Origin of the sequence: Desmonostoc muscorum LEGE 12446, from assembly GCF_015207005.2 — a bacterium.
GTDB classification, from domain to species: domain Bacteria; phylum Cyanobacteriota; class Cyanobacteriia; order Cyanobacteriales; family Nostocaceae; genus Nostoc; species Nostoc muscorum.
The window spans coordinates 7,808,866-7,834,347 of record NZ_JADEXS020000001.1 but is presented as its reverse complement, the minus strand read 5'-3'; the positions used below and the strand labels follow the sequence as shown (position 1 = coordinate 7,834,347).

General features: G+C 41.0%; 20 protein-coding genes and 1 pseudogene. 9 read left to right on the top strand and 12 right to left on the bottom strand.

Features of this window, described 5'->3' with window-relative positions:
- Positions 1 to 66 precede the first annotated feature (66 nt).
- The 5 genes from IQ276_RS32210 (at position 67) to IQ276_RS32190 (ending at position 4,467) form a co-directional block, all read left to right on the top strand.
- Complete coding sequence (locus IQ276_RS32210; protein WP_193921576.1) at positions 67 to 636, top strand: TetR/AcrR family transcriptional regulator; 570 nt, start codon at positions 67 to 69, stop codon at positions 634 to 636.
- Between the two features lie 63 nt (positions 637 to 699).
- Positions 700 to 2,004 carry an ABC exporter membrane fusion protein gene (locus IQ276_RS32205; protein WP_373690609.1) on the top strand — a complete coding sequence of 435 codons (1,305 nt, stop codon included), beginning with the start codon at positions 700 to 702 and terminating at the stop codon, positions 2,002 to 2,004.
- 55 nt (positions 2,005 to 2,059) lie between these two features.
- A complete protein-coding gene (locus IQ276_RS32200; protein ID WP_193921577.1) occupies positions 2,060 to 2,395 on the top strand; it encodes a DUF2834 domain-containing protein in 336 nt (111 codons plus the stop codon).
- A gap of 12 nt (positions 2,396 to 2,407) precedes the next feature.
- Positions 2,408 to 3,574: an ABC transporter permease DevC gene (gene devC, locus IQ276_RS32195; RefSeq protein ID WP_235116156.1), complete on the top strand. Its 1,167-nt coding sequence runs from the start codon at positions 2,408 to 2,410 to the stop codon at positions 3,572 to 3,574.
- A gap of 140 nt (positions 3,575 to 3,714) precedes the next feature.
- Positions 3,715 to 4,467, top strand: a complete 753-nt coding sequence (locus IQ276_RS32190; protein WP_235116155.1) for a DevA family ABC transporter ATP-binding protein — start codon at positions 3,715 to 3,717, stop codon at positions 4,465 to 4,467.
- 343 nt (positions 4,468 to 4,810) lie between these two features.
- On the opposite strand, the gene IQ276_RS32185 is transcribed toward IQ276_RS32190, so the two are convergent.
- The 7 genes and pseudogenes from IQ276_RS32185 to IQ276_RS32155 form a co-directional block, all read right to left on the bottom strand.
- A complete protein-coding gene (locus tag IQ276_RS32185) occupies positions 4,811 to 5,518 on the bottom strand; it encodes an actin-binding WH2 domain-containing protein (RefSeq protein ID WP_190884715.1) in 708 nt (235 codons plus the stop codon).
- A gap of 189 nt (positions 5,519 to 5,707) precedes the next feature.
- Positions 5,708 to 6,412, bottom strand: a complete 705-nt coding sequence (locus tag IQ276_RS32180; RefSeq protein WP_193921186.1) for an actin-binding WH2 domain-containing protein — start codon at positions 6,410 to 6,412, stop codon at positions 5,708 to 5,710.
- A gap of 22 nt (positions 6,413 to 6,434) precedes the next feature.
- Positions 6,435 to 7,982, bottom strand: a complete 1,548-nt coding sequence (locus IQ276_RS32175) for an FAD-dependent monooxygenase family protein (protein ID WP_193921184.1) — start codon at positions 7,980 to 7,982, stop codon at positions 6,435 to 6,437.
- Between the two features lie 559 nt (positions 7,983 to 8,541).
- Positions 8,542 to 10,617, bottom strand: a pseudogene (locus IQ276_RS32170) (beta strand repeat-containing protein); the annotation flags it as partial.
- Between the two features lie 1,415 nt (positions 10,618 to 12,032).
- Positions 12,033 to 12,425 (bottom strand): DUF309 domain-containing protein, encoded by a 393-nt coding sequence (locus tag IQ276_RS32165; RefSeq protein ID WP_193925193.1) that lies wholly within the window; start codon positions 12,423 to 12,425, stop codon positions 12,033 to 12,035.
- Positions 12,422 to 12,787 (bottom strand): ferredoxin thioredoxin reductase catalytic beta subunit, encoded by a 366-nt coding sequence (locus IQ276_RS32160; RefSeq protein ID WP_190883802.1) that lies wholly within the window; start codon positions 12,785 to 12,787, stop codon positions 12,422 to 12,424. The genes IQ276_RS32165 and IQ276_RS32160 overlap by 4 nt, the downstream gene beginning before the upstream one ends.
- 263 nt (positions 12,788 to 13,050) lie before the next feature.
- On the bottom strand, positions 13,051 to 14,217 hold the full coding sequence (locus IQ276_RS32155) for a DUF58 domain-containing protein (RefSeq protein ID WP_235116153.1): 1,167 nt from the start codon (positions 14,215 to 14,217) through the stop codon (positions 13,051 to 13,053).
- Positions 14,218 to 14,418: 201 nt separating this feature from the next.
- Here IQ276_RS32155 and IQ276_RS32150 point away from each other — a divergent pair, with 201 nt between their 5' ends.
- Positions 14,419 to 14,862, top strand: a complete 444-nt coding sequence (locus IQ276_RS32150) for a DUF29 domain-containing protein (RefSeq protein WP_193914318.1) — start codon at positions 14,419 to 14,421, stop codon at positions 14,860 to 14,862.
- 42 nt (positions 14,863 to 14,904) lie between these two features.
- Here IQ276_RS32150 and IQ276_RS32145 read toward each other — a convergent pair whose 3' ends face one another.
- The 4 genes from IQ276_RS32145 to typA all read right to left on the bottom strand — a co-directional run bounded on the left by IQ276_RS32145 (position 14,905) and on the right by typA (position 20,363).
- Entirely contained in the window at positions 14,905 to 15,483 is a 579-nt protein-coding gene (locus IQ276_RS32145) for a Uma2 family endonuclease (RefSeq protein WP_193914316.1), read from the bottom strand.
- Positions 15,467 to 15,658: a BrnT family toxin gene (locus tag IQ276_RS32140; protein WP_193914314.1), complete on the bottom strand. Its 192-nt coding sequence runs from the start codon at positions 15,656 to 15,658 to the stop codon at positions 15,467 to 15,469. Before IQ276_RS32140 ends, IQ276_RS32145 begins: the two co-directional genes overlap by 17 nt.
- A gap of 31 nt (positions 15,659 to 15,689) precedes the next feature.
- Positions 15,690 to 18,299, bottom strand: a complete 2,610-nt coding sequence (locus IQ276_RS32135) for an AAA family ATPase (RefSeq protein ID WP_235116152.1) — start codon at positions 18,297 to 18,299, stop codon at positions 15,690 to 15,692.
- Between the two features lie 273 nt (positions 18,300 to 18,572).
- The gene (gene typA, locus IQ276_RS32130) at positions 18,573 to 20,363 is read right to left on the bottom strand and encodes a translational GTPase TypA (RefSeq protein WP_193914309.1); all 1,791 of its coding nucleotides are present in this window, start codon (positions 20,361 to 20,363) and stop codon (positions 18,573 to 18,575) included.
- A gap of 238 nt (positions 20,364 to 20,601) precedes the next feature.
- Between typA and IQ276_RS32125 the strand changes: the two genes are divergently transcribed.
- From IQ276_RS32125 to IQ276_RS32115, 3 genes are all read left to right on the top strand, one after another.
- On the top strand, positions 20,602 to 20,799 hold the full coding sequence (locus tag IQ276_RS32125) for a hypothetical protein (protein ID WP_193914307.1): 198 nt from the start codon (positions 20,602 to 20,604) through the stop codon (positions 20,797 to 20,799).
- Positions 20,800 to 20,825: 26 nt separating this feature from the next.
- Positions 20,826 to 22,196, top strand: a complete 1,371-nt coding sequence (locus IQ276_RS32120; protein WP_193914305.1) for a protein kinase domain-containing protein — start codon at positions 20,826 to 20,828, stop codon at positions 22,194 to 22,196.
- A 64-nt stretch (positions 22,197 to 22,260) separates the two neighbouring features.
- Positions 22,261 to 23,721, top strand: a complete 1,461-nt coding sequence (locus tag IQ276_RS32115) for an ABC transporter substrate-binding protein (RefSeq protein ID WP_193914303.1) — start codon at positions 22,261 to 22,263, stop codon at positions 23,719 to 23,721.
- A 664-nt stretch (positions 23,722 to 24,385) separates the two neighbouring features.
- On the opposite strand, the gene IQ276_RS32110 is transcribed toward IQ276_RS32115, so the two are convergent.
- Positions 24,386 to 25,438, bottom strand: a complete 1,053-nt coding sequence (locus tag IQ276_RS32110) for a hemerythrin domain-containing protein (protein WP_193914301.1) — start codon at positions 25,436 to 25,438, stop codon at positions 24,386 to 24,388.
- Positions 25,439 to 25,482 lie beyond the last annotated feature (44 nt).

Below are 25,482 nucleotides of genomic sequence, written 5' to 3'. Positions count from 1 at the left end.
TGACACAAGTGTGCTTAATGTGTTGCTATAAAATATAACGACCGTTCGATATAAATAAGCCGAGCCATGCCTAAAATCGTTGACCATGAGCAGTATCGTAAAGAATTGCTCGAAAAGTGCTTTGATTTATTTGCCGAAAAAGGTTATGGTTCGATTACTATGCGCCAAATTGCTGAAAGATTAGGGGTTTCCACGGGAACGTTGTACCACTATTTCCCTAGCAAACAAAGTTTGTTTGAGCAACTAGCCCAAGAAATATGTGAGCAAGATGTAAGTGCAGCTTTAGCTGAATTGGAAGGAGCGCAAACGCTGCAAGAGGCAATGGAAGCACTAGGAAGATATCTAGTGAAAAATCAGGATTATTTTATTAAATGGACTTATATTTGGATTGATTTTTGTCAAAATCAAGATTTTAATATTATTCAAAAAAATATTGTTTTTAAACATACTACTAAGCAGTATCAGCAGGCTGCTTATGATTTTTTAGGTGTTCAAGATCCAGTGCTAGCTTCCTTTGTATTGAGCTTTGTCAATGGTTTAATTTTGGAGAAGTTATGGGGGGATGAAACAATTGATTTTATTGAACAATGTGCGTTGTTAGGGAAAATGCTGACGGCATATTTGAGCCAAATTTAAAATTATTAATTATCTAAAACGGTGATTAATAATTACTTAGTTAATACACAAATACAAAAATTTATGAAAACAAAAGAAATGGTTGAAAAGGTATCATCCAAAGCCACCAATAAAGGATTAATTGCATTAGTAATTGCGGCTACTGCGATTACAGGTGGAATTGTTTTTTATGGAATTTCTCAGTTTGGACAGGTTAATCAAACTGCGTCATCCCAGCCAGTAGAAACTACACCCGACAGTCAAAAAGTGACTGCGTTAGGACGACTAGAACCGGAAGCAGAGGTAATTAGTTTGTTTGCGCCTTTGGCATTGGATGGCGATCGCGTTGCCCAAATTTTAGTCAAAGAAGGCGATCGCACCAAAGCCGGACAAGTGGTAGCAATTTTAGATGCCCGCGATCGCTTGCAAACAGCTGTACTCCAAGCGCAAAAACAAGTCAAAGTCGCCCAAGCTAAACTTGCTCAAGTGGAAGCTGGAGCCAAAGCAGGAGAAATCAAAGCCCAACAGGCAAGCGTTGAACGCCTAGAAGCCCAGTCCGCAGGAGATATAACAGCACAACAGGAAGCGATCGCCCGGATAGAAGCACAGTGGGAAGGCGACAAAATCGCCCAAGAAGCAACCATTAAGAAACTAGAGGCAGAACTGAAAAATGCCGAAGCTGAATATCAACGCTATCAGCAGCTATTTTCCCAAGGAGCAGTTTCTAATTCTTTGTATGACACTAAAGGCTTGACTGTAGAAACTGCCAAACAGCAACTAGACGAAGCCAAAGCAGTACTCAACCGAATTAACACCACCGCTAGCAAGCAACTCGCCGAAGCCAAAGCAGCACTCGCCCGCACCAACGCCACCGGTAACAAACAAGTCAGCGAAGCCAAAGCCACACTCACCAGTATTGCAGAAGTCCGACCTGTAGATATCGCTGCTGCCAAGACAGAAGTTGAAAATGCGATCGCCACACTCAAACATGCCGAAACCGAGTTAGCGGGAGCTTATATCAAAGCACCGATGGCAGGACAGATTATCAAAATTCATACGCGAGTTGGAGAAAAAATTAGTGATTCTGGCATTGCAGAGTTAGCGTCAAACGACCAAATGATGGCAGTCGCAGAAGTTTATCAAACTGACATCGCTAAAGTGAAACTAGGACAACAGGCAGTGATTACCAGTCAGGCATTTGTCACAGAAGTACGAGGAACCGTTACCCAAATTGGCCGCCAAGTCATTAGACAAAACGTTTTTAGCAACCAGCCTGGTGAAAACCTTGATCGCCGAGTTATTGAAGTGAAAATTCGCCTCAATCCTGAAGACAGCAAGCGAGTTGCAGGTTTCACCAACTTACAGGTACAGACAGCAATTGAAATATAGAGTTGTTGTTCGCCATCTGGTTTATTTCAGTATCTCTTATCGGGTGAATTAAATCATGCTGAAAGTTATATACCTTCTGCTTTGTATCCTTGGTTTCGTTCTACCTTACTCCCAATTTGTTCCATTTGTCTTAGAGCATGGTCTTGATATAAAGCTGTTTTTTGAACAACTCTTTGCTAACAAAATTTCCGGATTTTTTGGCATGGATCTTATTGTTTCATCCCTAGTATTTTGGACATTTGTATTTACGGAAGGTACACGCCTGAAAATGCAAAATCTCTGGGTTTATATTGCTTGTAATCTTTTAGTTGGTGTTTCCTTAGGTCTTCCCTTATTTCTGTTAATGCGACAGCGCCAGATTGAACAGCAAGATGACATAGTGGCTTATTAAAATTTTTTCAATATGTTTTCCAAAAGGTTTCGTAAAACGCCCCTAGCATGGCGGCAGTTAATGAAAGAAAAAACCCGTCTGGCTGTTGCAGTCGCCGGTATTACTTTTGCTGATTTACTGATGTTTATTCAGTTGGGATTTGAAAGTGCGCTTTTTGATGCAGCCATCAAACCCCATCGGAATTTACAGGCAGATTTAGTTTTGATTAATCCCCAATTTCAAACTCTGTTCTCAGTGAAAAATTTTTCCAGAGAGCGATTGTACCAAGCATTGGGTTATGACGGTGTTCAGTCAGTGAATTCTGTCTACATCGGCAGCGCCCAGTGGCGAAATCTGGAAACACGTCTCGATCGCACTATTTTAGTTTGGGGTATCGATCCCACACAATCCGTATTCAAATCTGCCGAAATCAAACAAAATCAGCACCACCTCAAACAGCTCTATCAAGTTCTGTTCGACCAAGCGGGGCGTCCGGAATACGGAAAAGTTGCCGATATTTTTAATCAAACAGGTAGCTTTCAGACAGAACTGAATGATAAATTTGTCTCCGTTAAAGGCTTGTTTACTGATGGTGCCTCCTTTGCTGCCGATGGTAATGTCATTACCAGTGACTCCACCTTTGGGCAAATATTCCCAGATAGTAAACCCGATCGCATCACAGTTGGATTAATCACTCTTAAACAGGGTGCTGATGCCCAAAAAGTGCAATCGCAACTTGCCGCAGGGCTACCCAAAGATGTCAAAGTCCTGACTCCAGAAGAGTTTGCCCAAATCGAAAGAAAATACTGGGAAGCCGGTACTGCCATTGGTTTCATTTTCGGTTTAGGTACAGGAGTCGGATTCATTGTTGGTATTGTTATTGTCTACCAAATCCTTTACTCAGATGTTTCTGACCATCTGCCAGAATACGCCACACTCAAAGCAATGGGATACACCGACGGCTATCTTTTGGGAGTTTTATTTCAAGAAGCATTGTTTTTAGCCGTCTTGGGTTTCATCCCCGGATTAATCCTTTCTTTTGGGTTGTATCAACTTGCCTACACTGCGACGATGCTACCTATTTTTATGAAGCTCGAACGAGCGATCACCGTCTGGATTTTGACTGCAATCATGTGTACTTTCTCTGGGGCGATCGCTATGCGAAAGCTACGATCTGCTGATCCTGCTGATGTGTTTTAGTTTTAGGGGGGAGTAGGGAGTGGGGGGAGATGAGGGAGATGAGGGAGATAGTTTTTCCGCACTCCCCATTCCCCATTCCCGACTCCCCATTCCCCATTCCCAACTCCCCATTCCCCACTCCCCACTCCCCATCAAATCCTATGTTGCAAAAATCTTTACCACTAACTTCCAATTCGATATTTTCTGCTTCAGAACCCGTGATTTCTGTGAGTAACCTCAACCATTATTTTGGTGAAGGTGCCCTTCGCAAACAAGTGTTATTTGATATTAATTTGGACATTAACGCTGGGGAAATCGTGATTATGACTGGCCCCTCAGGATCGGGAAAAACCACTCTATTGACGCTCATGGGTGGATTGCGTTCTGCCCAAGATGGTAGTCTCAAAATCTTAGGAGAGGAAATCCGCGACGCCAAAAAGCAGCACTTAACGAAGCTTCGCCGCCACATTGGTTATATTTTCCAGGCGCATAATTTGATGACTTTTTTGACAGCTAAAGAAAATGTACGAATGTCTCTGGAATTGCATGACGATTTTCTGAATCAGGATATCGATGCTAAAGCGATCGCCATTTTGGAAACTGTCGGTTTAGGAGAGCGGGTAGATTACTATCCAGAGAAACTATCTGGAGGGCAAAAACAACGTGTGGCGATCGCTCGTGCTTTAGTCAGCCATCCTAAGATTGTTTTAGCAGATGAACCCACTGCTGCACTCGACAAAAAATCTGGGCGTGATGTCGTCGAAATAATGCAGAAGCTAGCCAAAGAACAAGGCTGTACGATTTTGCTTGTTACCCATGACAACCGCATCCTTGATATTGCCGATCGCATCATTTATATGGAAGATGGTCAGCTGAAAACCGATGGCATAGATGCCACTACAACAGTCAAATAATATAGCAATCATATTTGATTTAACGTGAATTCAACTAACCTCTCCCTGTCTTCAACTTTATACCAATTCAAACAATCTTTGCAACACATAGATCATCTGTAGGGTAGCACAGCTGTGCTACCGTACCCAATGTATTTGTCCCATTCTTTTTTCAAATTGGTATTAGTGATAAATAAAGACGGGTTGCAACCCGTCTAAATAGCTTGAAAGTGCAAATACACCTTGTATAGTATTGAAAATAACACAGTTATATTTGTAATAGTTGCCAATTTGCCAAGTCATAAAAAGAACAAATGTTCAATTGCTGGTTGTTAAGCTTTCTACCACAAATCCTGGTGTGAAGTTAACGGAAGCCTAAAATTTCCGAAATCGCGGCTACTAGATCAAGATAAAAGTTCCCTTTCACGGCTCGAAATAACTCAAATTTAGAATCAGGGGCACCAAAAAACGGTCTGAAAAACCATCCTAATTGCATACCAACAAAGGCATAAAGCAATAACCAAAATCTTAAAATAGTGGTGCGGGTTGTTTTGCCTACTTCATCTTGTTGAGAAAGTAATTGTATTCCTTCATAAAGAAATTTAACGCCAAAGATGCCTGTGATTCCAAATATTAATACATTCAACAGTTTGAAAAATTGATAAGAATCTGGGGTGGTGATCAGAAAAAATAGTGTAACTGGTGCGAAGCTGAATAAAAGGACACTAATCACTGACACAGATGTGAGCAAGACAACAAAATGCTGTTGAATACTACTCCGAGAACCAAACAAAACATTAAAAAAGAACAAAGTTGGAAAACAAATTATCAGTGTTAATAAATAAAATGCGGGGAGTTTGATAGCACTGGATAATGCTTGTGCCCAACCGTGGGATGCACCGATAATTGCTCCATAGATAGCAAAGCAAATGGAGCTAGATACAAACAAAGAACTGATTTTATTTTCTAATCTTATTCCCAGACGAATTTCTTCTAAAAAGCTCTGGCGATCGCGTAGTAAATTCACCAAAACACTAAATTGTTTAACGCCGCGAGATTGTTTTTCCAACATAATGCTTTTTGGGTTGATATTTGGTATAGTTACTAATCACGTAATCAAAAAGTTACACAACAGAATTTCTCAATGATATAGTGTAATTTTATATATGGATACATCAAAGATTATCCTGATATTTACACTATTCTGAATTCTGTTACCGCAGCAGGGCGTAGCCCATTCTGAATTCTGAATTATTACCTACTAACGAATTCCCAAGAGATAGCTAATAGATTTTATGACGCTCAGATAAAAATTACCTTCTCTTTCACGGAAGAGTTCAAAGGCAGAACCAGGTGTGCCAAAAAATGGTCTGAGAGTCCATCCTAACTGACTGCCTACGAAGGCGTAAAGAAATAGCCAAAATTGTAAAATCTTTTGGCGTGTCTTGCTACCTTCGTTATCTTGTTCTAAAACTAAACTTGTGGCTTGATATAACGACGAAATACCAATAAATCCAGTCAGTCCAAAAATAAAGACATTTAAGAGAATTAAAAATTGGTAATTATTGGTGGTAATTAAGAAAAATAGGGTAATTGGTGCAAAGCTAAATAAAAGTACACTAGTCACTGAAACCGCAGTTAATACTAATGCTAAATGCTGTGCAAAAGTTCGCTTTGAACCAAAAATGACGTTAGCAAAATACAACGTCGGGATACAAATCAGCAGTGTGATTAAATAAAGGGCTGGGAGTTTAATGGCGGAAGACAAAGCTTGCATCCAGCTATGGTATGCACCAATGATTCCGCCATAAATTGCGAGGAATAAGGAACTACAAACTAGTAGAGAAATGATTTTATTTGGTAATCTTGTACCTTGACGAACTTCCTCTAAAAATCCTTGGCGATCGCGCAGGAAACCAATCAGTACTGCAAAGTATTTGATTCCTAAAGATTTCCGTTCAATCATATTACCCTCACACGTATATTATCTAAGTTTCATCTGAGTAGTCACCACCAGAGCCGTACTTCCAAGCATCAATCAAACGATGCCAATAATATTGTTGTTCGCTTGATTGATTCTTCATCCATGTTTCTAACATTGGACTTAAGGAAAACAAGGCAGTATAAACACCTAAATTACTGTAATGCACCATCCAATCTAACAAACTTACCAAGCCTAGTTGCGGAATTATTTTGATCACTAATTTTGGATGAGAGAAATTGGTTTTTAAGAGTGTTTGCGTCAGCGCCCAAAATTGTACTATATCTTGCAAAAATGGTTTTAGCACTGGTGTACCTAACTGTTGCATTTCTTCAAATACTGCTGAAAGTAGTTGGTTAATTTGATCTGGGGGAATTTTCTGATTTACACCAACACTCATCGCTTTTTGAAATAACCAAGTAACAGTCAAACTTGGCTGATACGGTTGCAGCAGTGACAGCGCTTTTGCAGATAATTGTTCAGTTTGCAGCGCTTCGTCAATGCCATAAGTTAAACGCTTCAGGTGACGCACCATCGCACCAAAACCACCAAAACTCAAGGGAGATTGACTACCGCTGCTATCTCCCACTGGTAGAATGCGATTCCAAGGAGTTTTCAGCGGACTTTGGCGATAGCTAGGAAAGAAGCCAAACAACGCCCGTTGAAATTTCAGCTGACTCAATTCCACACCTTGATATTGTGGTAAAAGACGCAGATATTCCTCAAAGAAAGCTGTCAAACTTAAGCGTTGGGGATGTGCATCCATGTAAGTGAACAAGTAAGTGGTTCTACCGTCTCTAGCTGGGAAGGCTTCCCAGAAGTACTGACATTGGTTCTGCAAAGATGTAAATGATAACAACAAATCGCCTGAGTTATTTTCCGGAAAACCTTGGGCGCAAGTTCCTACCACTAAGCAAAGTGCATCTGGTTTTTTTCCTTGACGTGCTTGTTGCGTGATGGGAGAAAAATGTCCCATTGCGTCGATTAACAACCTAGTTTTGAATTGGTTATTTACCATCACCCCATCTGGATGCACTACTGCTTCACTAAAAGGTGTGTTTTCTAACAACTTTCCACCATCACGGAGAAATCGCGTTTTTAATGTAGCCAGTAAATATACAGGATCTACACCGATATTCAAAACATCCTCTACCCAAACTTCTGTACCACCATCAAAGCCGACTCGTGCTGGGTTATATTGAGTGGCGATCGCAGTTTCTAATTCTTCCTGACTCAATAAGTTCAATTGGACAAACACATCTAACTCTTTACGAGAAATATTCCACTCTTGTTCCCTGCCCCGGAGAATTCCCCGTTCCATCAACGCCACTCGCAACCCCTTCACAGCTAAAGCCGAACCAATTAAAATGCCCAAGGTGCCACCGCAGATAAGCACATCCCAGTCTGCAACACCCAAAGGCTGCTGACTTTCTGTAACTAATGTTGGTATAGGTGCATTGTTTTCTCTCAGTGATGTTAAGATGCGATCGCTTTGACGCAACCCTGCTAAAACATCACCTGGTAGTTGGGAAAGAATTTCTTCGGTTAAAGACATTTTGGACAAACTGAACTCTACATTCCCAAGCTACCTGAGAATCAAGAAAAAGGTTGATACAAACACCTTGGTAGAGTGGCACCGCTGTGCTAACCTACGGAAAATTTATATAGCGTTTCCTGACCTAATAAGGTACACCTGTAGGGGCAGTGCCGTGCCCCTACAGGTGTCAACTTAAGCTTAAACGCTTGTCCCACGTACCTTTTACCCCCCTTAATCCCCCCTTATAAAGGGGGGGAAAAAGAAATTCAGTTCCCTCCCCTTTACAAGGGGAGGGTTAGGGTGGGGTAACGCGGTGAGTAACGGTAAGTAAATGAACTCAATATCACGTCTTGACAAGGGTTTCACGTTAAGTTGACACCCCTGGGCAGTGCCGTGCCCCTACACCTCGCGATATCATGTTGTACCCCATCTGAATAGGAACCGCTATATGTATCAAGATTTTTGTGAAATTGTATCAGTCCTGGATGAATGGAATGAGAGGTGCTTAAAATAGCACCTCCCATTCTGAAGATTTCTATTTGACTGTAACGTCTAGTGATGGAGGGCTAATGTACGATTAAACAACCACAAAATTGTTTTCGGTTAGTGACAATCCAGTAGTAAATGAAGCAAATTTGACCTGAGTAAATGCACTTGCACTGCCATCTTGGTCAAAAAACAACGCACCTGTGGTGGAGTTGTAAATAAATCGTTGAGTGCTTGTGGTTGCAGATGTTCCAATTGTGAACTGACTAGCTAAAAGTGAAGGTGTTGATAGCCCGCCACCAAAACCAGCAGCGGATACCTGAATCAAGTCACCAGTGGGGTTGAAGTCAGAAATAGTGTCAACACCTTCATTGTAACTATTGAAAGCAAAGGTATCAGTACCATTATTTCCATAGAGGGTGTCATTACCCAAACCCCCTGTGAGGATATCATTGCCACTGCCACCATAAAGAGTGTTATTGCCTGATGCGCCATCTGCCGAGAGAGTATCATTGCCAGCACCTCCAGAAAGCAGGTTATCGCCTGTTGAACCGCTAGCATTCAAGCGATCGTTACCAGCACCTCCGTTGAGGGTGTTATTCCCCAAGGAGCGAGAGTCAAGATAATCATCATCAGCATAGAAGTTAGCGTAGCCAGAGATGTCAAGATAATCATTGCCATCGCCCCCATTAAGCAGGTTATCGCCTGTTGAACCGCTAGCACTCAAGGTATCGCTACCTGCACCTCCGTTGAGGGTGTTATTTCCGAAGGAGCGAGAGTCAAAGGAGTAGCCAGGATAAAATCTACCGTAGCCAGAGATGTCAAGAGAATCATTGCCATCGCCCCCAGAAAGCAGGTTATTGCCTGTTGAACCGCTAGCACTCAAGCTATCGTCACCAGCGCCTCCGTTGAGGGTGTTATTGCCCTCTGAGTTAGAGTCCTCGGTACCGTAGAAGGACTCCTCGTAGCTGCCAGAGATGTCGAGATAATCATTGCCATCACCCCCAGAAAGCAGGTTATTGCCTGTTGAACCGCTAGCACTCAAGGTATCGTTACCAGCGCCTCCGTTGAGGGTGTTATTCCCCAAAGAAACAGAGTTGGAGCCGTAGCCAAAAGTCACACTTGCGTTGCCAGAGATGTCGAGATAATCATTGCCATCGTCCCCAGAAAGCAGGTTATCGCCTGTTGAACCGCTAGCACTCAAGGTATCATCACCAGCGCCTCCGTTGAGGGTGTTATTGCCCTCTGAGCGAGAGTCGGAGGAGCCGATGGTGCTGTTAGTCTGGAAGCCAGAAAGATTGAGATCATCATTGCCATCGCCCCCAACCAGCAGGTTATCGCCTTTTGAACCGCTAGCATTCAAGGTATCATCACCAGCGCCTCCGTTGAGGGTGTTATTCCCCAAGGAGCGAGAGTCGGAGTAGTCGTCGGGGTCGGAGTAGCGGTCCTTGTAGTAGCGGCCAGAAATGTCAAGAGAATCATTGCCATCACCCCCAAGCAGCAGGTTATCCCCTGTTGAACTGCTAGCATTCAAGCGATCGTCACCAGTACCACCGTCAAGGGTATCATTGCCTGTACCGTCGGTGAGAGTATCATTTCCCGCACCACCCCTGAGTATGTCATTACCACTCTTGCCGTCGATGATGTCATCACCCCCCTGACCATTGATGACATCATTGGAGTTGTCAAAACCCTTAATGTTGTTGTCGAGGTCATTGAGGAAGGTAACGGTGTTTTTGTTGAACAGGGTAGTTTGGGTGGAGTTAGCATCAAACACATCAAAACTGTCGGTAATGCTGGTTTGTCCATCAAACAGGATATTGCCAATAGCTGGTCGTGAAGAAGTTGCTGGCAGATTATCCAGGTTTTCTAATGTGAAATTTTGGAGAATGACTTTGGTATTACCGACACCTTCAAAGGTGATTTCCAGATTGTTGCCATTCTGGGTGAGCAGCAGATTACGGGCAGTCAATTCATAGCCCGAAAAACTTAGGGTGTCCACTTCGGCAATGACTTCTGCTGAGGGATTTACACCTTTACCTACGCCACCAAAATCGGTGATGGTATAAGTACCGTTGTCGATGATGTAGTACAAATCGTTGCCGCCTCCACCAGTCAAGGGGCTGCTCTCGCCTAATAAGGTATCGTTGCCCTTGGTTCCAATGATATCTGCCATAACTTTTACCTACCTCAATCGATTTTTTGAGTCACTTCAGTTCTGAGTTTCTATAGCGATCCGATTCAAACTCAGTGAATCTTAAGCAATGTACAAATTCATGAAAATGTGTATTCAAAAAAATCACTCATTTTAAGTTTTTTTAATTATCTTTGTTGGGTAGAAATCACTGAAAAAAGATGATTAAAAAATCTTCAATTGAATGCTTAAAATACACCCTTCAGAGCCTATTTATAAAGTAAATATTAAGTACGAATTTGACCGTTTGAAAAAGTCTAATTTAGCCGTAACGCAGCATATTTACAGGTGCGTTACGCGCTGCTTTAACGCACCCTACAATTTAAGCTTTACTTTATAAATCGTCTCTCATATTTAGTTTTTTTGCCAGCGCCTAAGTTCTACTAGCTTAAAAATGGTCAACAGTTGATTATTGATGGCCAAACAGATTTTTCTGCTCTCCCCCTGGGCTATTCTTTGTTGGTGTTTAGCTTGAAAATAGATAGCATTTTAGTCTCTCAAAATAACTACACATTTAATATTGTACTTAGATGTCTATGACTTAAATACGCATCTTTGCACACTCTTCACATTATCTGCCGATAAATGTATACACAAATACTGAGCTTTATGTAATCTTTATATTGCCCCAGGAAATACTAGGCAAATACTTTAAATAAAAGTGATAAAAAATACATGTTATTTTTTATATTCAATACCTGGGTTGGGCTACGCGTACACGTGGGTTAAGCTAGATGTAGATGACGATGGAGAATAAGCGATCGCATGGTCATGTTTTTTATCTGAGCAAGAATCGTTATAAGTTGCCATAATCACAAACGCAGATATTCCAACTTGTAATAATCCTCAAAACTCTAGTTCAGATGAGTCTGTCACTTCTAGTTATATAACGGAAATACCTTGCTATCATTGCGGGATGCCGTTGATTTTGGGTAGGCATTTGTTAGCGTTAAATTTATTAGTCCCAGATGAAAAACCTTGTTATGGCATTTATCGTTCTCGTGAGGTACAAGGTGGAGTAGCACAGCTGCACTACTCCACAAATTGCTTTACCTTATGTAACTGTAAATTGCTAGGACTTACGCATTGACAGGAAAGACAAACTATGATTCATTTGAAAAACCACATCTGTCGTAGGGGCACAACAATGCTGTGCCCCTACAGCGCAGGTCTATTTACCATCAAAAAATGATTAGTAAAAACCTGAAACTACGTATTTATGTTGATTCACAAGATGATTCTTTTGTACAGTGCGTAAGTCCTAATTGCTATGTTATTGGGTTTTCACACAGTAAACCCAACCTTGTATCTTAGAAGTGATACTACAAATATTCTTAATCGAGTAGTATTGCTATCTTCCTTGTCTCCCTTCACTTGCTTAAATTTTACTAATCGCTAACTAGCACAATTCTAGGTAAAGATAGGGCTTCATTTTCACCCAGATTGCCAGCGCTAATTTTTTCTGCTCCTATTTGTTGCAATGTCTTCAACAATGCTACGCTTTGACTCAATAGCTCATCTACATCAATACCGCCGTAACTAGATGGGTAACGCCGCAGGCGATTGCTGCCTTCTCCCAGCAGAATTACCGCACCTCGCCAGTTACGATTTTCCAGATGATAAAGTGCTACAGCAATTTGCAGAATGCCTTGATAAAAGGTTTTTTCTGGTTCGCTGGCTTCAATCCATAGAGCCTCTAAAGTGTCATGGCAGGCGTAAAACTCACCAGAATTGAATTGTTCTATGCCTTGCCAAAACTCTTGCGGCATGGTTTCGCTCATCCCATGCTGTCTCGCACTTCTTTAATTGTTTCAAGAGAAATTTCTTGTTTGTCTCCAGCAAACTCGTTGTCAGGGGTAAGGAACAACATGCAGTGACACTCTTTGCGTTCTCTCATTGGTACACAGGGACAGTTCCAATATGTGGCGTGAACCTCAGCTTCTTTATCTTCGTAGTGGCGACAGGGACATAAAGGCGCACCTAGATCGTCTTTATGTTTGGCTAGTCCTTCAATCACCACCGCGGTAACTGAAGGTTCAGAACAGAAGTAGGTTCCAGTACGCTTGGCGTATTGTTCAGAAAAATGCCGCATTGCCTCTAGGCTTTTATCGCTGGATTTTGTGTTAACTTCTGATGTGATCATGTGGATCGGGCACTCATAATTTAAATATTTCTTTGCATTGTACCTCAGTCGCACTAGGGGATTACTGGGTGTATTTCCCCAACCTTAGTTGCTCATATTGTTTTACCTTTGAGCAAAGGCTTATATGTCGGGTGTGCTGGGATCAGAGACAATCTAGGAAATCACAGAAATTTAACTTGGGGGGAGTGAGGGAACAGGGGGGTGGAGGAGAAGTTGCTGCAATCTTTCCCCTTTGCCCCTCCGCTCCTCTGCCCCCTTACCTCTTATGCCCCATGCCCTATTGTTTTTTGCAGTTGAGGTTGTAGTGGGCGATCGCTTTGCAATACTATACCAGGATGCTCCCAATTGATTACCTGTTGTTCTGGTGGCGAGGTAATATTCTGCCACAAAACCCAGCGACTACCTTGAGGCAGAGTAGAAAGACTCAGGGAGTTTTGAGTTAGCCAAATCAAGGGATGACTTTTGGGAACTACTGTGCTGGCATCTTCTAAGGTAGCGGTTGCTGCTAGGGTTTCTAAAACAAAGCGCTCTCCTTTCATTAAACCTGTGGCTGCTGTCCACAGTTGCACCTGTAATTGCTGTTTTTGTGCATAAAAATACAATGATGCTGCGGCAATTACTGCTTGTTCAAAGTCTTCTTCTTGCCAATTACTAGCGCTGTCAAGGGCAATAACTATCTCTTGTCCCCCAGTCACCACTTCTAACTCCCGCACTCGTAGTTCTCCGTAACGGGCGCTAGTTCGCCAGTGAATCAGACGGGTGGGATCTCCAACGCGGTAGGGACGTAGCGATCGCACTAGTCCCGTTGTCGCTGTCTGCAAGGGTTTACCACGGGAATCGCTTCTTTTGCTTTCTTCTTGCCCCATTTCATCCACTAGGGGGCAGGTAGCCAAGGGTAATACTGTAGGATAGACGATCGCTGTGGCAGCACAATCACGCTGACGACGACACCAAAATAACCCCAAAGGCGCACCAGAACCGAGTTCGACTGTGTGCCAGCGATAGACGCCCCGGCGTTGGGTAGGGTGGTAGTATACCCAGCGGTAACTACCTTGGCTAGGAATTGTCTCGATCGCCTTTTGTACTGGTTTGCCTAAGACGAAAGGCAGTATATCCTCTACTTGCAGCAAACCTACAGGCTGCTGTGTCTGATTGCAGATTTCTAATTCCACCCTCAGTTCATCGCCTGCTGATACAGGTTGAATGGGGCGGCGGGTGATGGATAGATTTGTGAGCGATCGCGCTGGTAAGATGGCTGCTACACCCAAAAGGGCAAAACTGATGCCGCTAATGGCGTACAGCCAACCAGCCATCGTATTGATACCTGCGCCAAAAAAACAAATAGCCGTTGCCGCTAGCACCCAACCGCCGTATGCAGGGGCACTGGCGCGGGTTTCTAAAAAGTTGGTGATGGGTTTGATGATTTTCATAGTTTCTTTTTTAACCCAACACCACCCGAAATTCACAGTCTTCTAGAGGTTTAGTGAATGGTTTGGTGATGTCTATGACGGGCTACGCCTACGGGCAAGTTTCTCAAGTAAGTACTCTTGTCTGCTTTCATCTATAAGTTTCTAAGAAGCAGGATAAATGTATATGATTAATTTATGGAATGTTAGGTAGAAGGTAAAAATATGACAATTACTACCAATTTAAAAAAACTCTATGAAACCGATGAAAATTTATGGCTAGAACAAACTATTGAATTATTAAAACAAAAACAATTTAACCAACTTGATTTAGAAAACTTAATTGAGGAATTAATCAGTTTGGGGAAAAGAGATTTAGCTAAAGCAAAAAGTCTTTTAAGGCAAATTATTATTCATATATTATTACTCCAATACTGGCAGGTAGAATATGAAAGAAACTATCGTCATTGGCTTGGAGAAATAAAAACTTTTAGATATGACTTAAATAATCATCTAACCACTAATTTAATGAATAAATTACAGGATGATTTAGAGAATATTTATCAAAGTGCGGTTGATTTTGTCCAAGTTAAAACCGATTTAACGATTTTTGCAGAAAAATGTCCTTACACTCTTGCACAATTATTGGATGACAATTATTTATCTTAAAAATATCAGTCTTATCTGAATTTTTGTGAAATTAAAGCAGCGTTAAATCTCTCGACGAAATGCTCTAATAGCTTCTCCAGCATCAGTCTCAGCTATCAAAATGTAGCGTCTGAGTAAATCCAAATCAAGGTCATTGAGTCCGGGTAGTTGACTGCGATCGACACGTTCATAGCTGCCGTCATGCAGATGATAGAGCGTTAACTGCCCATCTTCCCAAAACCACACTTCCGGTACTCCCAGAGCTTTATAGCGCTCTAACTTGCTGATACCACCACTGGTAAAAACGACTTCGATGGACAAATCTGGAATCGGTTTAGCGCTGCCAATGCAGTAGGACTCGTCCGCTTGAACCGAGACAACTCCTTCTTTTTCCTGAGTCATTGATCGGGTTGGCTGAAAGAAAATGCCTTTTTCAACGAGAAAGGTTGTTACTAAATAACCGATGATACTGGCAAAAATTTCATGTTCACGTCCTGGCATGAGAATCTCAATTGTATCGTCATAGTAAAACAGCCGCACACCAGGAGAACCGTCAAAACCTTTTTGGATGAACTTGAACTGTTCCCACGTCCCATAATGGACAATACGTTGGTCGGTAGTTCGGTCAAGTAATGGGGGCATCGCGTTCACCTCTACCAATCCCTGCCTGAATTGTGACATACTCTTTGCCATAGTCTTGACGTTCATCTAGAGAAATACGGAGTGGTAGATTGAACACTCGGGGCGTGTCTGCAAAATCAAGTCCGTGCTTTGCAATATTTGCTTGATTCTTTTGCTGATCCCACTCGAATTTCATATCTTGATTTTACAGGATTTTCACCATATTACTAGCGGGGGTTGGACTTCCTTCTTTTGCTGGAACTTGCAGAATTACCAGAAACTTCAGCAGTTTCTACCTTAGAGACGGTAGGTACTTGCTCATTAATCAATTTTGCTTCCCCATCCACAATCAGCTTATCTGTTTGTACCTCTTCAAGAACTTCTTCAGAAATAGCTGAATTTTCTGCTTGAGCCTCATCGGGAGTTTCTTCTTGACTAGCTAAAAGCCCTGCATACTTAATTCTTTCTAAGCCCACCTGAAACCCAGTATAATCATGAATTGTTTTACTCATGTCAATATCAAGCTTGTAATCACGACGCAAATTTTGGATTGCATTCTTAATTGCTTCAATTTCCTTAATTGCCTCATTCTCTATATTGCTTTCTAATATTCCCTCAATCTCATCAAGCAAAATAACACCATGCTCACGTCTGGCAGAGATAGGATGAAGTGCAATAAAGTTCTTCTTTAAACGTTCTATTTTTTGTGACAGCCTTTCATCTGTTAACCTCTGCTGGGCACTGCGCTGCATAACGTTCAACTTCTTAAACAAAATTTTGAAGTTATGCTCAAAATTCTTAAGTGCGTCGAGTTCACGTTCATCCAGTGAATCTCGTTTCCGTGACCACTCATTTACTACTCGAATAATATTTCGAGCAAAACCAGCCTTACTAATTTTTAAGTCTTTTTCAGGAAAGTCTTTTAAAGTTTCTTCTATAGCATCAAGAATAGTTTGACCAGCAATTTTGCCTGATATTAAGTCTTCAGTCAGGAATAAAAGCTCCGTTTCATCTACTTGAAGGAACTCTTGCAAATAAAGCTTTGTTGCTTGGATACAAATTGGCAAAGAAATAATATCTTCAATTTCAATCTTTGCTGTTATATTGTCAGTTAGTAAGCAGAACTCTTCTTTAAGATCAGCAAGTTGAAGAATAAATTTTTCTTTAAGTAAAGGTCTTCTATGTTGACCGCCTTTACCTAATAATTGCTTCTTAGCATCATTACCACTCTGATCACTGTCCAATAGAACAATAACTGCAATTTGCTCTACATGCCTTCCACAGGCTAGATACACCATGTAAGAAATTTGTGTGGCTCCCCCTGAATCAACAATCGTGATTTGGTTTAAATCTAAAGTTTCTAAACTAGATACACCATTGGCTCGAAGATATGTTGCGGCTCCTGCAATAAGAATTTGATCACCAATACCTTCAACCATTAAATTACAATTTCCAATGAAAACCGTTTCACCGATATGAGGGCCAATAGAAGACCTTAGAGGTTCATAACGGTTTTGGGCAAAATCTTTGACTACGCGTGTTCCTTCATCCTCATTTCCTTTCTGCAAGACTCGAATGCGCTCAGAATGATTCTTATCAATTAAAAAAGGAGAGTGAGTTACATAGACTACCTGAACTGGATGAGTTAAATGTGAGCTTGGTTCGGGACTTGCAAACAAGTCAAATACTTTAAGTAAGTCTTGTTGAGCTTGACTAGATAAGTAAGCATCTGGCTCATCCATCAACAATATCTCAGTTTGATTTGGATAAGGTTCGTGAGATCGATACTCAATGTAGTAGCTAAGAAAGTATCGTAATCCTTGGCTCCTTTCATTAAATGAATATTCAGTTCCTGTTCTATCAGTTATGGTAAAAACTAAGTCATAGTCTCTTGCCATAACTTTTAAACAGAAGTTGCGATCCTGAACCCAATAGGTAGGAAAATTTAAATTAATCGCTAATTGGCGATTTATATCCTCAATGATTCCATTTGCATAACCTTGCATTCCATCTTTAATCGCCTTAGCCAAATCAAGTAAAGCCTTGATATCAACCTTGGCAATTTTACAGATTAATTTGTAAGCTAAATTGAATTCTTTTTCTCTTTTTTCCTTCTCTTTATTACTAAAACTCACTTCATCAAGTGCTAAAACAATCGATTTTATTGTCTCAACTGCTTCACGATCAATTTCTTCCCTCTTTTCACCCCAAAGAACGCGAACTTTAGTAATCAATTCTGGATTATCACTAAAAACATCAAGTGCATCTACTATTTTGCTTCTTTGTTCTCGATCCAGAAGTTCAAATTTTCTACCACCCGAATAGTTTTCTTGACCCAACTGAACTAATTTTTTAATGGGAACACTTGACGGAAGCGCAACACTAGACTCGATTCTAAATGCTCTAGGGAGTAATTTTTCTAACTCAATGGCTTGTTTTTGTCCAATTCTATATGGTCTGTAATCTCCTTTTTCAGGTAAATAGATAGTTAAATTATTAACATTATTACGAAATATTAAAAATCGATCAAAAATAACGCTCTCAGGAATTTCTATGATTTTTCTTATACTTGCATCTTCAAGTTTAGAAAGACTAGACCATTCGGAACCAAAGTCAGGGTATTTTAATTCATTCTGTTTAACAGTGAAAAAAGGAGAATAACGGCAGAAATCACTCCGCTCAATATCTTTACCAGACATAGCCTTTTCAATAGCGGTTAGCAAGTGAGACTTTCCAGATTCATTTGCACCAACAATTGTTGTAATTTTGGATTCGATGGGAACTTCAATATATGGGTAGAAAGCAGTGCCTATCAGTTCCCAAGGTTTAGGCTTCACTCTGTTATTATGCTTTCTCAGGAAGTCGTCATTGAAGGATTTATAGAAGCGGATGAATACTGTCTTAAGATGCATGAGGTAAAACTTGATAATACAATTGTGCTACTTGCGTAGCTTACTCAGTTATAACAGTAGTTTATGAAACATGTCATTACGTAATATATAAAAATTTAATAGACTCAGGTTGCTGCGTCACGCATCTGATGCATTTAAATAACAAAATAAAAAGCCCACTGATGTGGGCTTTCTAAATTAATTAAGTTATTGCTTTACTTACCGTTTCGCTAACTTCTTCGACATCTTCCGCAGACGAATCGATTTAGGTGTAACTTCCACCAATTCATCTGGGCCAATGTATTCCAAAGCACGCTCTAAGCTCATGTCTATCGGTGCTTGCAGTTGCACTAATTCATCGCCACCAGCAGCACGGTGATTGGTTAACTGCTTGGTTTTACAAACATTCAGTTCCAAGTCTTGGGGACGATTGTGTTCGCCGACAATCATGCCTCTGTAAACTTTAGTGCCGGGAGTGATAAAGAATGCTCCTCTATCTTCGGCGTTCTTCATGGCGTAGAAGGTAGAAACGCCTTCTTCAAAGGAGATTAAAACGCCTTTGTTACGGGCTTCAATGTCGCCACTGAGTTGACGGTAGTCTAGGAAGCTGTGGTTCATGATGCCTTCACCACGAGTCATCCGCATGAATTCACCCCGGAAGCCAATCAAACCACGGGCGGGAATGACAAACTCTAACTGGGTACGATCGCCACTACCCGGTTGCATATCTTGCATTTCGCCTTTGCGTTGTCCCAGGCGTTCGATACAGCTACCCACCGCATCAGTAGGTACGTCTAACACCAAAAGTTCAAAAGGTTCGCAAGGTTGGCCGTTGACTTCGCGGTAAATTACCTGTGGCTGAGATACCTGAAACTCGAAGCCTTCGCGGCGCATGGTTTCAATTAAGATACCCAAGTGCAATTCGCCACGACCAGAAACCAGGAATTTATCGGGAGAATCGGTTTCTTCAACCCGCAAAGCCACGTTGGTTTCAAGTTCGCGGAAAAGGCGATCGCGCACTTGTCTTGATGTCACTAACTTGCCTTCTTGACCTGCAAAAGGTGAATCATTCACCCAGAAGGTCATTTGCAAGGTTGGTTCATCCACTTTAATTAGTGGTAAAGCTTGGGGTTCATTGGGGTCTGTAATTGTTTCCCCAATGTAAGCATCAGCGAAACCAGCCACAGCAACAATATAACCAGCGGTGGCTTCTTCCATTTCCACCCGCTTCAATCCTTCAAAGCCCATCAATTTACTGATTTTTGACTTGACAATTGTGCCATTTTCTGTTATCAAAGCCGCTTGCTGTCCAGCACGGATAGTGCCGTTGTGAATTCTGCCAATGACAATCCGTCCCAGGTATTCAGAATAATCTAGGGTTGTGACTTGCAATTGCAGCGGCTTGTTGATGTCGCCCACTGGTGGTGGAACGTGTTGCAGAATCGCATTAAACAGTGGTTGCATATCTACCGATTCTGCTTCCATGCTTTCTTTGGCATAACCTCCCATACCGGAGGCAAACAGATAGGTAAAATCACACTGGTCTTCATCTGCGCCTAATTCCAAGAACAGATCCAATACTTTATCAACAGCAACGTGGGGATCGGCTTTGGCACGGTCGATTTTGTTGATGACAACGATGGGGCGTAAGCCTTTTTCTAAGGCTTTTTTCAGGACAAAGCGGGTTTGGGGCATGGGGCCTTCATTGGCATCGACAATTAGAAGACATCCGTCAACCATGCCGAGTACGCGTTCAACTTCGCCACCGAAGTCGGCGTGTCCTGGTGTATCAACAATATTGATTAATGTTTCTTTGTAGCGAACTGCTGTATTTTTGGAGAGAATTGTAATTCCCCGCTCACGTTCGAGGGCGTTAGAGTCCATGACGCAATCCGGAACGTCTTCGCCTTCGCGGAAAATGCCGGATTGTTTGAGGAGTGCATCAACCAGGGTGGTTTTGCCGTGGTCAACGTGGGCGATAATAGCGACGTTGCGAATTGGGAGCGTCATAGGAGCTTTTGGTGAACTTTAGAGGGAGTTTTTAGATTTACATTTGAATGCTAGGCTTTTCTAACAGAATTGGGGGCGATCAGCAAATTCTGTAAAGAACCTTTAACAATTCTAGCGTAATCGTCACAATTGCGGAGAGTTTTATCAAGACTACAATCACGAGTGTGCGGTAATTGCCGCCTTCATGGCATGAAAAAAAGCTTCTGTTACCAGCAACGAGTAGTTGTTTATAAGGCTATTGTTAACAGTAGACTATCAATCTTGCGATCGATTACAGGCTATTTCTTTGTTGTTTGAGCAGGTGGTTGTGTCTGTCTCAGTTGATGAAGATGCGATGTCTACGACGGGCTACGCCTACGCACCTTTGTTTGTTGTCCATGTAGAAACGTTGCAGTACAAAGTTTCTACTGAATTTAAGGTATATTTTAAAAATTAATAAATGACAGCGATAAAATAATTATTATGATCTGCTGCCTAAACCCTAATTGTGAGAATCCCCAAAATCCTGACGGGACAAATTTCTGTCTCAGTTGCGGAACAAAGTTGATACCCCTGCTCAGAAATCGTTACCGGATTATCGCACAGTTAGGCAGAGGGGGGTTCGCACGCACATATGTCGCAGAAGATATAGACAAACTCAATGAACAATGTGTTGTTAAGCAGTTGGTTTTAAGTCAATTTTATGGCTCTCAAGGTACTGACGCACATAAAAAAGCAACTGAGTTGTTTGAGCGAGAGGCCAAACGCCTCAAAGAACTAGGGGAACATGTGCAAATTCCCAATTTATATGCGTATTTTAAGGAAGGTGAATATCTGTATTTAGTGCAGCAGTTTATTCAAGGGCAAAATCTGTTGCAGGAGTTAAAAGAGCAAGGAGTTTTTGATGAAGTTAAGATTCGGGATTTTTTGCATGATTTATTATCTGTGCTGATAGCGGTACATGAACAAGAGATAATTCACCGAGATATTAAGCCAGAAAATATTATTCGTCGTCAAAATGATCAGAAGTTAGTACTAATTGATTTTGGGGTGTCAAAACAAAAAAGGGAAACTACAAACACTGCACTGGGGACGATTATTGGTTCATTGGGTTATGCACCTATTGAGCAAATGCAATTGGGTAAAGTCTTTCCGTCCAGTGATATCTACAGCTTAGGAATAACTTGCTTTCATCTGGTAACTAATATTGCTCCTTCGAGTTTGTGGATGAAACAAGGCTATAGTTGGACTTCTAGTTGGCGACAGCATTTAAAGCAACACATAAGTCATGAATTAGAGTTAATTATTGATAAATTAATCCAAGAAAATCATGAACAGCGTTATCAGTCTGCACAAGCTGTATTACAAGACTTGAATAAGTTACCACGCTTAAGAAATACATTACCTCCTACAGTCATTTCGCCTTCTGTCCTGTTAGAAACACAACCACAAGTTCAACAGAAAGCAACTGGATATCTATCATTCTTTTCAAATACTCAATTATTGTCGGGAGCAATAGTTGCTGGAACTGGTAGTTCCTTCTTAGCGATCGCCCTAATCAGTTTTCTCGGAACTACTTGGATTAGCTCAGGATTGTGGTTGCTAATTTTAGCAGGGTTAGTATTGATTCAATCTCGTTCCCTTGTGGAAAAAACTTATTTAATTATTATCGCCATTATAGCAAATTTACTTGTTGTCTTGAGTTTCAAAAATTTGCTAACTCAAAATCTTCTCAAATCTGGTATAAATGGACTGCTGCTTGTAGTCTTACTAGTGATTCTTGTAGGTTTTTTGACAGTTATTATTGTGGGGATGTGGGAAATAATCAACAAACTTATTTCTAAATATTTTTAGTCTTGTTCAATTTTCAACTATCTCTTGATTTTTGATAAAGTTTGTATAATTTAGGTAATTATTTATGACAAGTAAAAAAGAAAACCTGAAACTGCTTATTTCTCTGGGTCTGGCTGGAGTAATGGTAGCAGTTATTTTATGGTTAATTAGCAAACTTTCTTCTACTATCATACCACCACCAAACTCAGAGTCACCTTCAACTTTATTACCAAATAAACCTTCACTAATAAATTTGGGTACGAGGATTTTAGTAAAAGTACAAACATACCCGGAAAAAAGAGATGGAGTTAAAGCTTTTGGTGAAAAAGATTTCACCACTGCTGTGGAAAAATTTACCGCATCTCTAAAAAACAATCCCAATGATCCAGAAACTTTAATTTATTTAAATAATGCCAAGATTGCGCGAGATAATTCAGAAAGCCTAAAAGTTGCTGTCATCGCACCAGTTAACTTCGATCAGAATTTAGCAGAAGAACTTTTGCGTGGCGTAGCTCAAGCTCAAAATGAAGTTAATAATCAAGGCGGAATTAATGGTAAGAAATTGCAAATTGTGATTGCAAGTGTTGACAATCGAGAAGATTTTGCAAAACTAGATAGTGAATTAGTTGGAGACAAGAGCCTTGTAGCCGCAGTAGGTGTGAGACGTGATACCACAATTTATAACGAAAAAGGGTTGGTGTTAGTCTTCCCCGTCGAACGCCCAAGTCAAACAGAAAATCCAGAAAATATAGAGCAAAATTCAGTAAAAAATCAGTGGAGTCCTCCCAAAAATAACTACTTGTTTCATATAAATCCGCTATATGATAACTTAGTAGATACTCATGCTCGCTACATTGCTCGACAAGCAAGAAATATTGCTGTTTGTGGCGATTCTCGTACCTCAAGAAATAACTCAACTTCCTCGTCTAATCAGGCACTTGTAGGACAGTACACTCAAGCTATCGAAAAATATGGCAGTAAAGTTATTAGTACGCCTTGCAATTTGGCAGATAAAAATTTTGACCATAAAGCTTTTGTAGATAAAGCCCTAGAAACAGAAAATGCCAGTGCTTTTTTACTAATACCTTCAGCCAGAAATATATATTTTGCCACTAAAGTTGGACAAGAGGTTAAAGGCAGAAAACCACTGTTTGCTTCCGAAACTATGTATAGTGCAACAACTTTGCAAAACGGCCAGGATGTCGAAGGAATGGTAGTACCTGTGTATTGGCATCGTGATGCTAATAAAAATAACCCATTTGCGGAAAATGCTTTTCGGCTTTGGAATGCACGGGTAAATCAGAGAACAGCGGGAGCTTATGATGCAATGCAAGTAATTATCACTGGCTTGAAACAAGATAACACCCGCGAAGGCTTGCAAAAGGTACTATCTAATACTGATTTTTCAGCTTCTGGAGCCACAGGAAAAATTATGTTTTTGCCTTCAGGCGAGCGTCAAGGAGAAGCTTTGCTAGTCAAAATTGAGCGTTGTGAGCGTTGTTCTTCTGGGACTGGTTACGATTTTGTCCTCTTGAATAAGAAGTAATTAGCGAGTTTGAGGGGGCGACACGCGGCTTATATTCCAAGTCGTGCAAAGGTTTGACGGAATTGTGGTAGAAAAAGATAGGTCAATCATTGTCAAGAAGACCAATAAGCTTGAAAATTTTACCTCCATTGTATCAAACGAACTTAGGAAATCAACTCTCAGAGTCCCAATTATTGTTTTTCAACCTGGCAACCCAGTCTGTCAGTCACAGTGTCATAGCCTTAATGAAAACTAGTCTTAATTGATAAAAAGCTTAAGAATGGGGCTTTTGGATATTTTCAGGTAGCTTACAAGTAGCGATTTTGAAGTTTGCTACTTGATGGGGGTGTAATTCTTGTGTAGCGCTGATTATAGCCGCAGTTACTTGCAACAGCTTATAAGAACCTATCCCACTATTCTTAAAATCCCTACTTTTCTTCCTAAAATGTGCTTGAAAACCTTGATTTTTAGTTTCTATTTCTCAATCAGCTTAAGCTTTGTAGCACAAACCTTATTAGTGGGATAGGTTCAAATATTGGCAGCAGAGTTTCAGTGTAGGCAATAGTCCAAAGTAAGTAAAAACTCCTAACATATAATGTTAGGAGTTGCTCTCTTTACCTAGCAATTTGGTATCACGACTAAGTCAGAGTAATTAAGCAAAATTTCGCACTTCTTAATCTATTAACTAGATATTAGATTCAGTGACAACACCTAATCTTTGTTGAATTCGGACTTTAGCAGCTTTGAATTCACTAGCTAGTTGCTCACTTTGTTCAGTACTCAAGTTGTTGCGAATTGCAGCAAACATTGTAGTTTCTTCTTGACGAATATGATCGCCAATAGCATCCATCAGCTGTTTGACTTTATCTTTGAATACAGGTGAAGATGGGCTAAGAGCCTTAATTTCCTCTAATGCCTGCTTTGCATGAGCTTGTTCGTCATACAGTTCTTGGGTGTTGTCTTGACCGTAGAAAGAACGTACTCTTGGGTAGACAACTTCCTCTTCGGCTTCGGCGTGAGCTGTGAGATCCTTGTAAATTTGACCGAAGTATTCTTGAATCTTTTGCGGATTGTTACTTTGTAATAGTTCGGTAAACAGAGTATTTACCTTGTTGTGATCTAGGCGGAGTGCATCCTGGATATTCAGATCCTTTTTGTCACTGGTTTGGGTGACAGCACTACCTACTACACCGCTTACCGCAGCTAAAGCATCTTGAACACGCGCCCAAATTCCTTGATCTGCATCTTGTCCAGTTAGTTCGCGGACACCCAAAATTTCTAGAATACCTTTGAGTTGCTCTTGGTGAGCGCGGTTTTCAAAGTTAATGGTATTCAAAGGTGCGATCGCCACCATTATGTCAGCACCAACTTTTTGAGCAGCTTTGTGAACTATCAAGCCACTCATTACTAGTTGATGTTTCAGTAATTCATGTTGAGATACTTTTTCATATAGGCTCAGTTCAGAACCTTTAAACAATTCTTTTGCTTTTTCAATGAATTGTGTGACATTTTTTTTTGGTTCAGCCTGAATCCCATACTGAGTAATTACAGTTTCCAAAACGCCAAGATTTTTTTCATCGTCTTTGATGAAATTCCGGATGCGATCGGCAATCTCGGCATCAAGTCCTTCTCTTAAAAGCAGTTGTTCGTTTTCAATGACTAATTCTTGCAGTGCTTTAATACTTGCCAATTTCACAGCAATAGCATTGCGTTTCGTATCATCTAAACTAGCTACCATGCCTAATTCTCCTCTGAAAAGTGTTCGTAATTATCACTGATCTA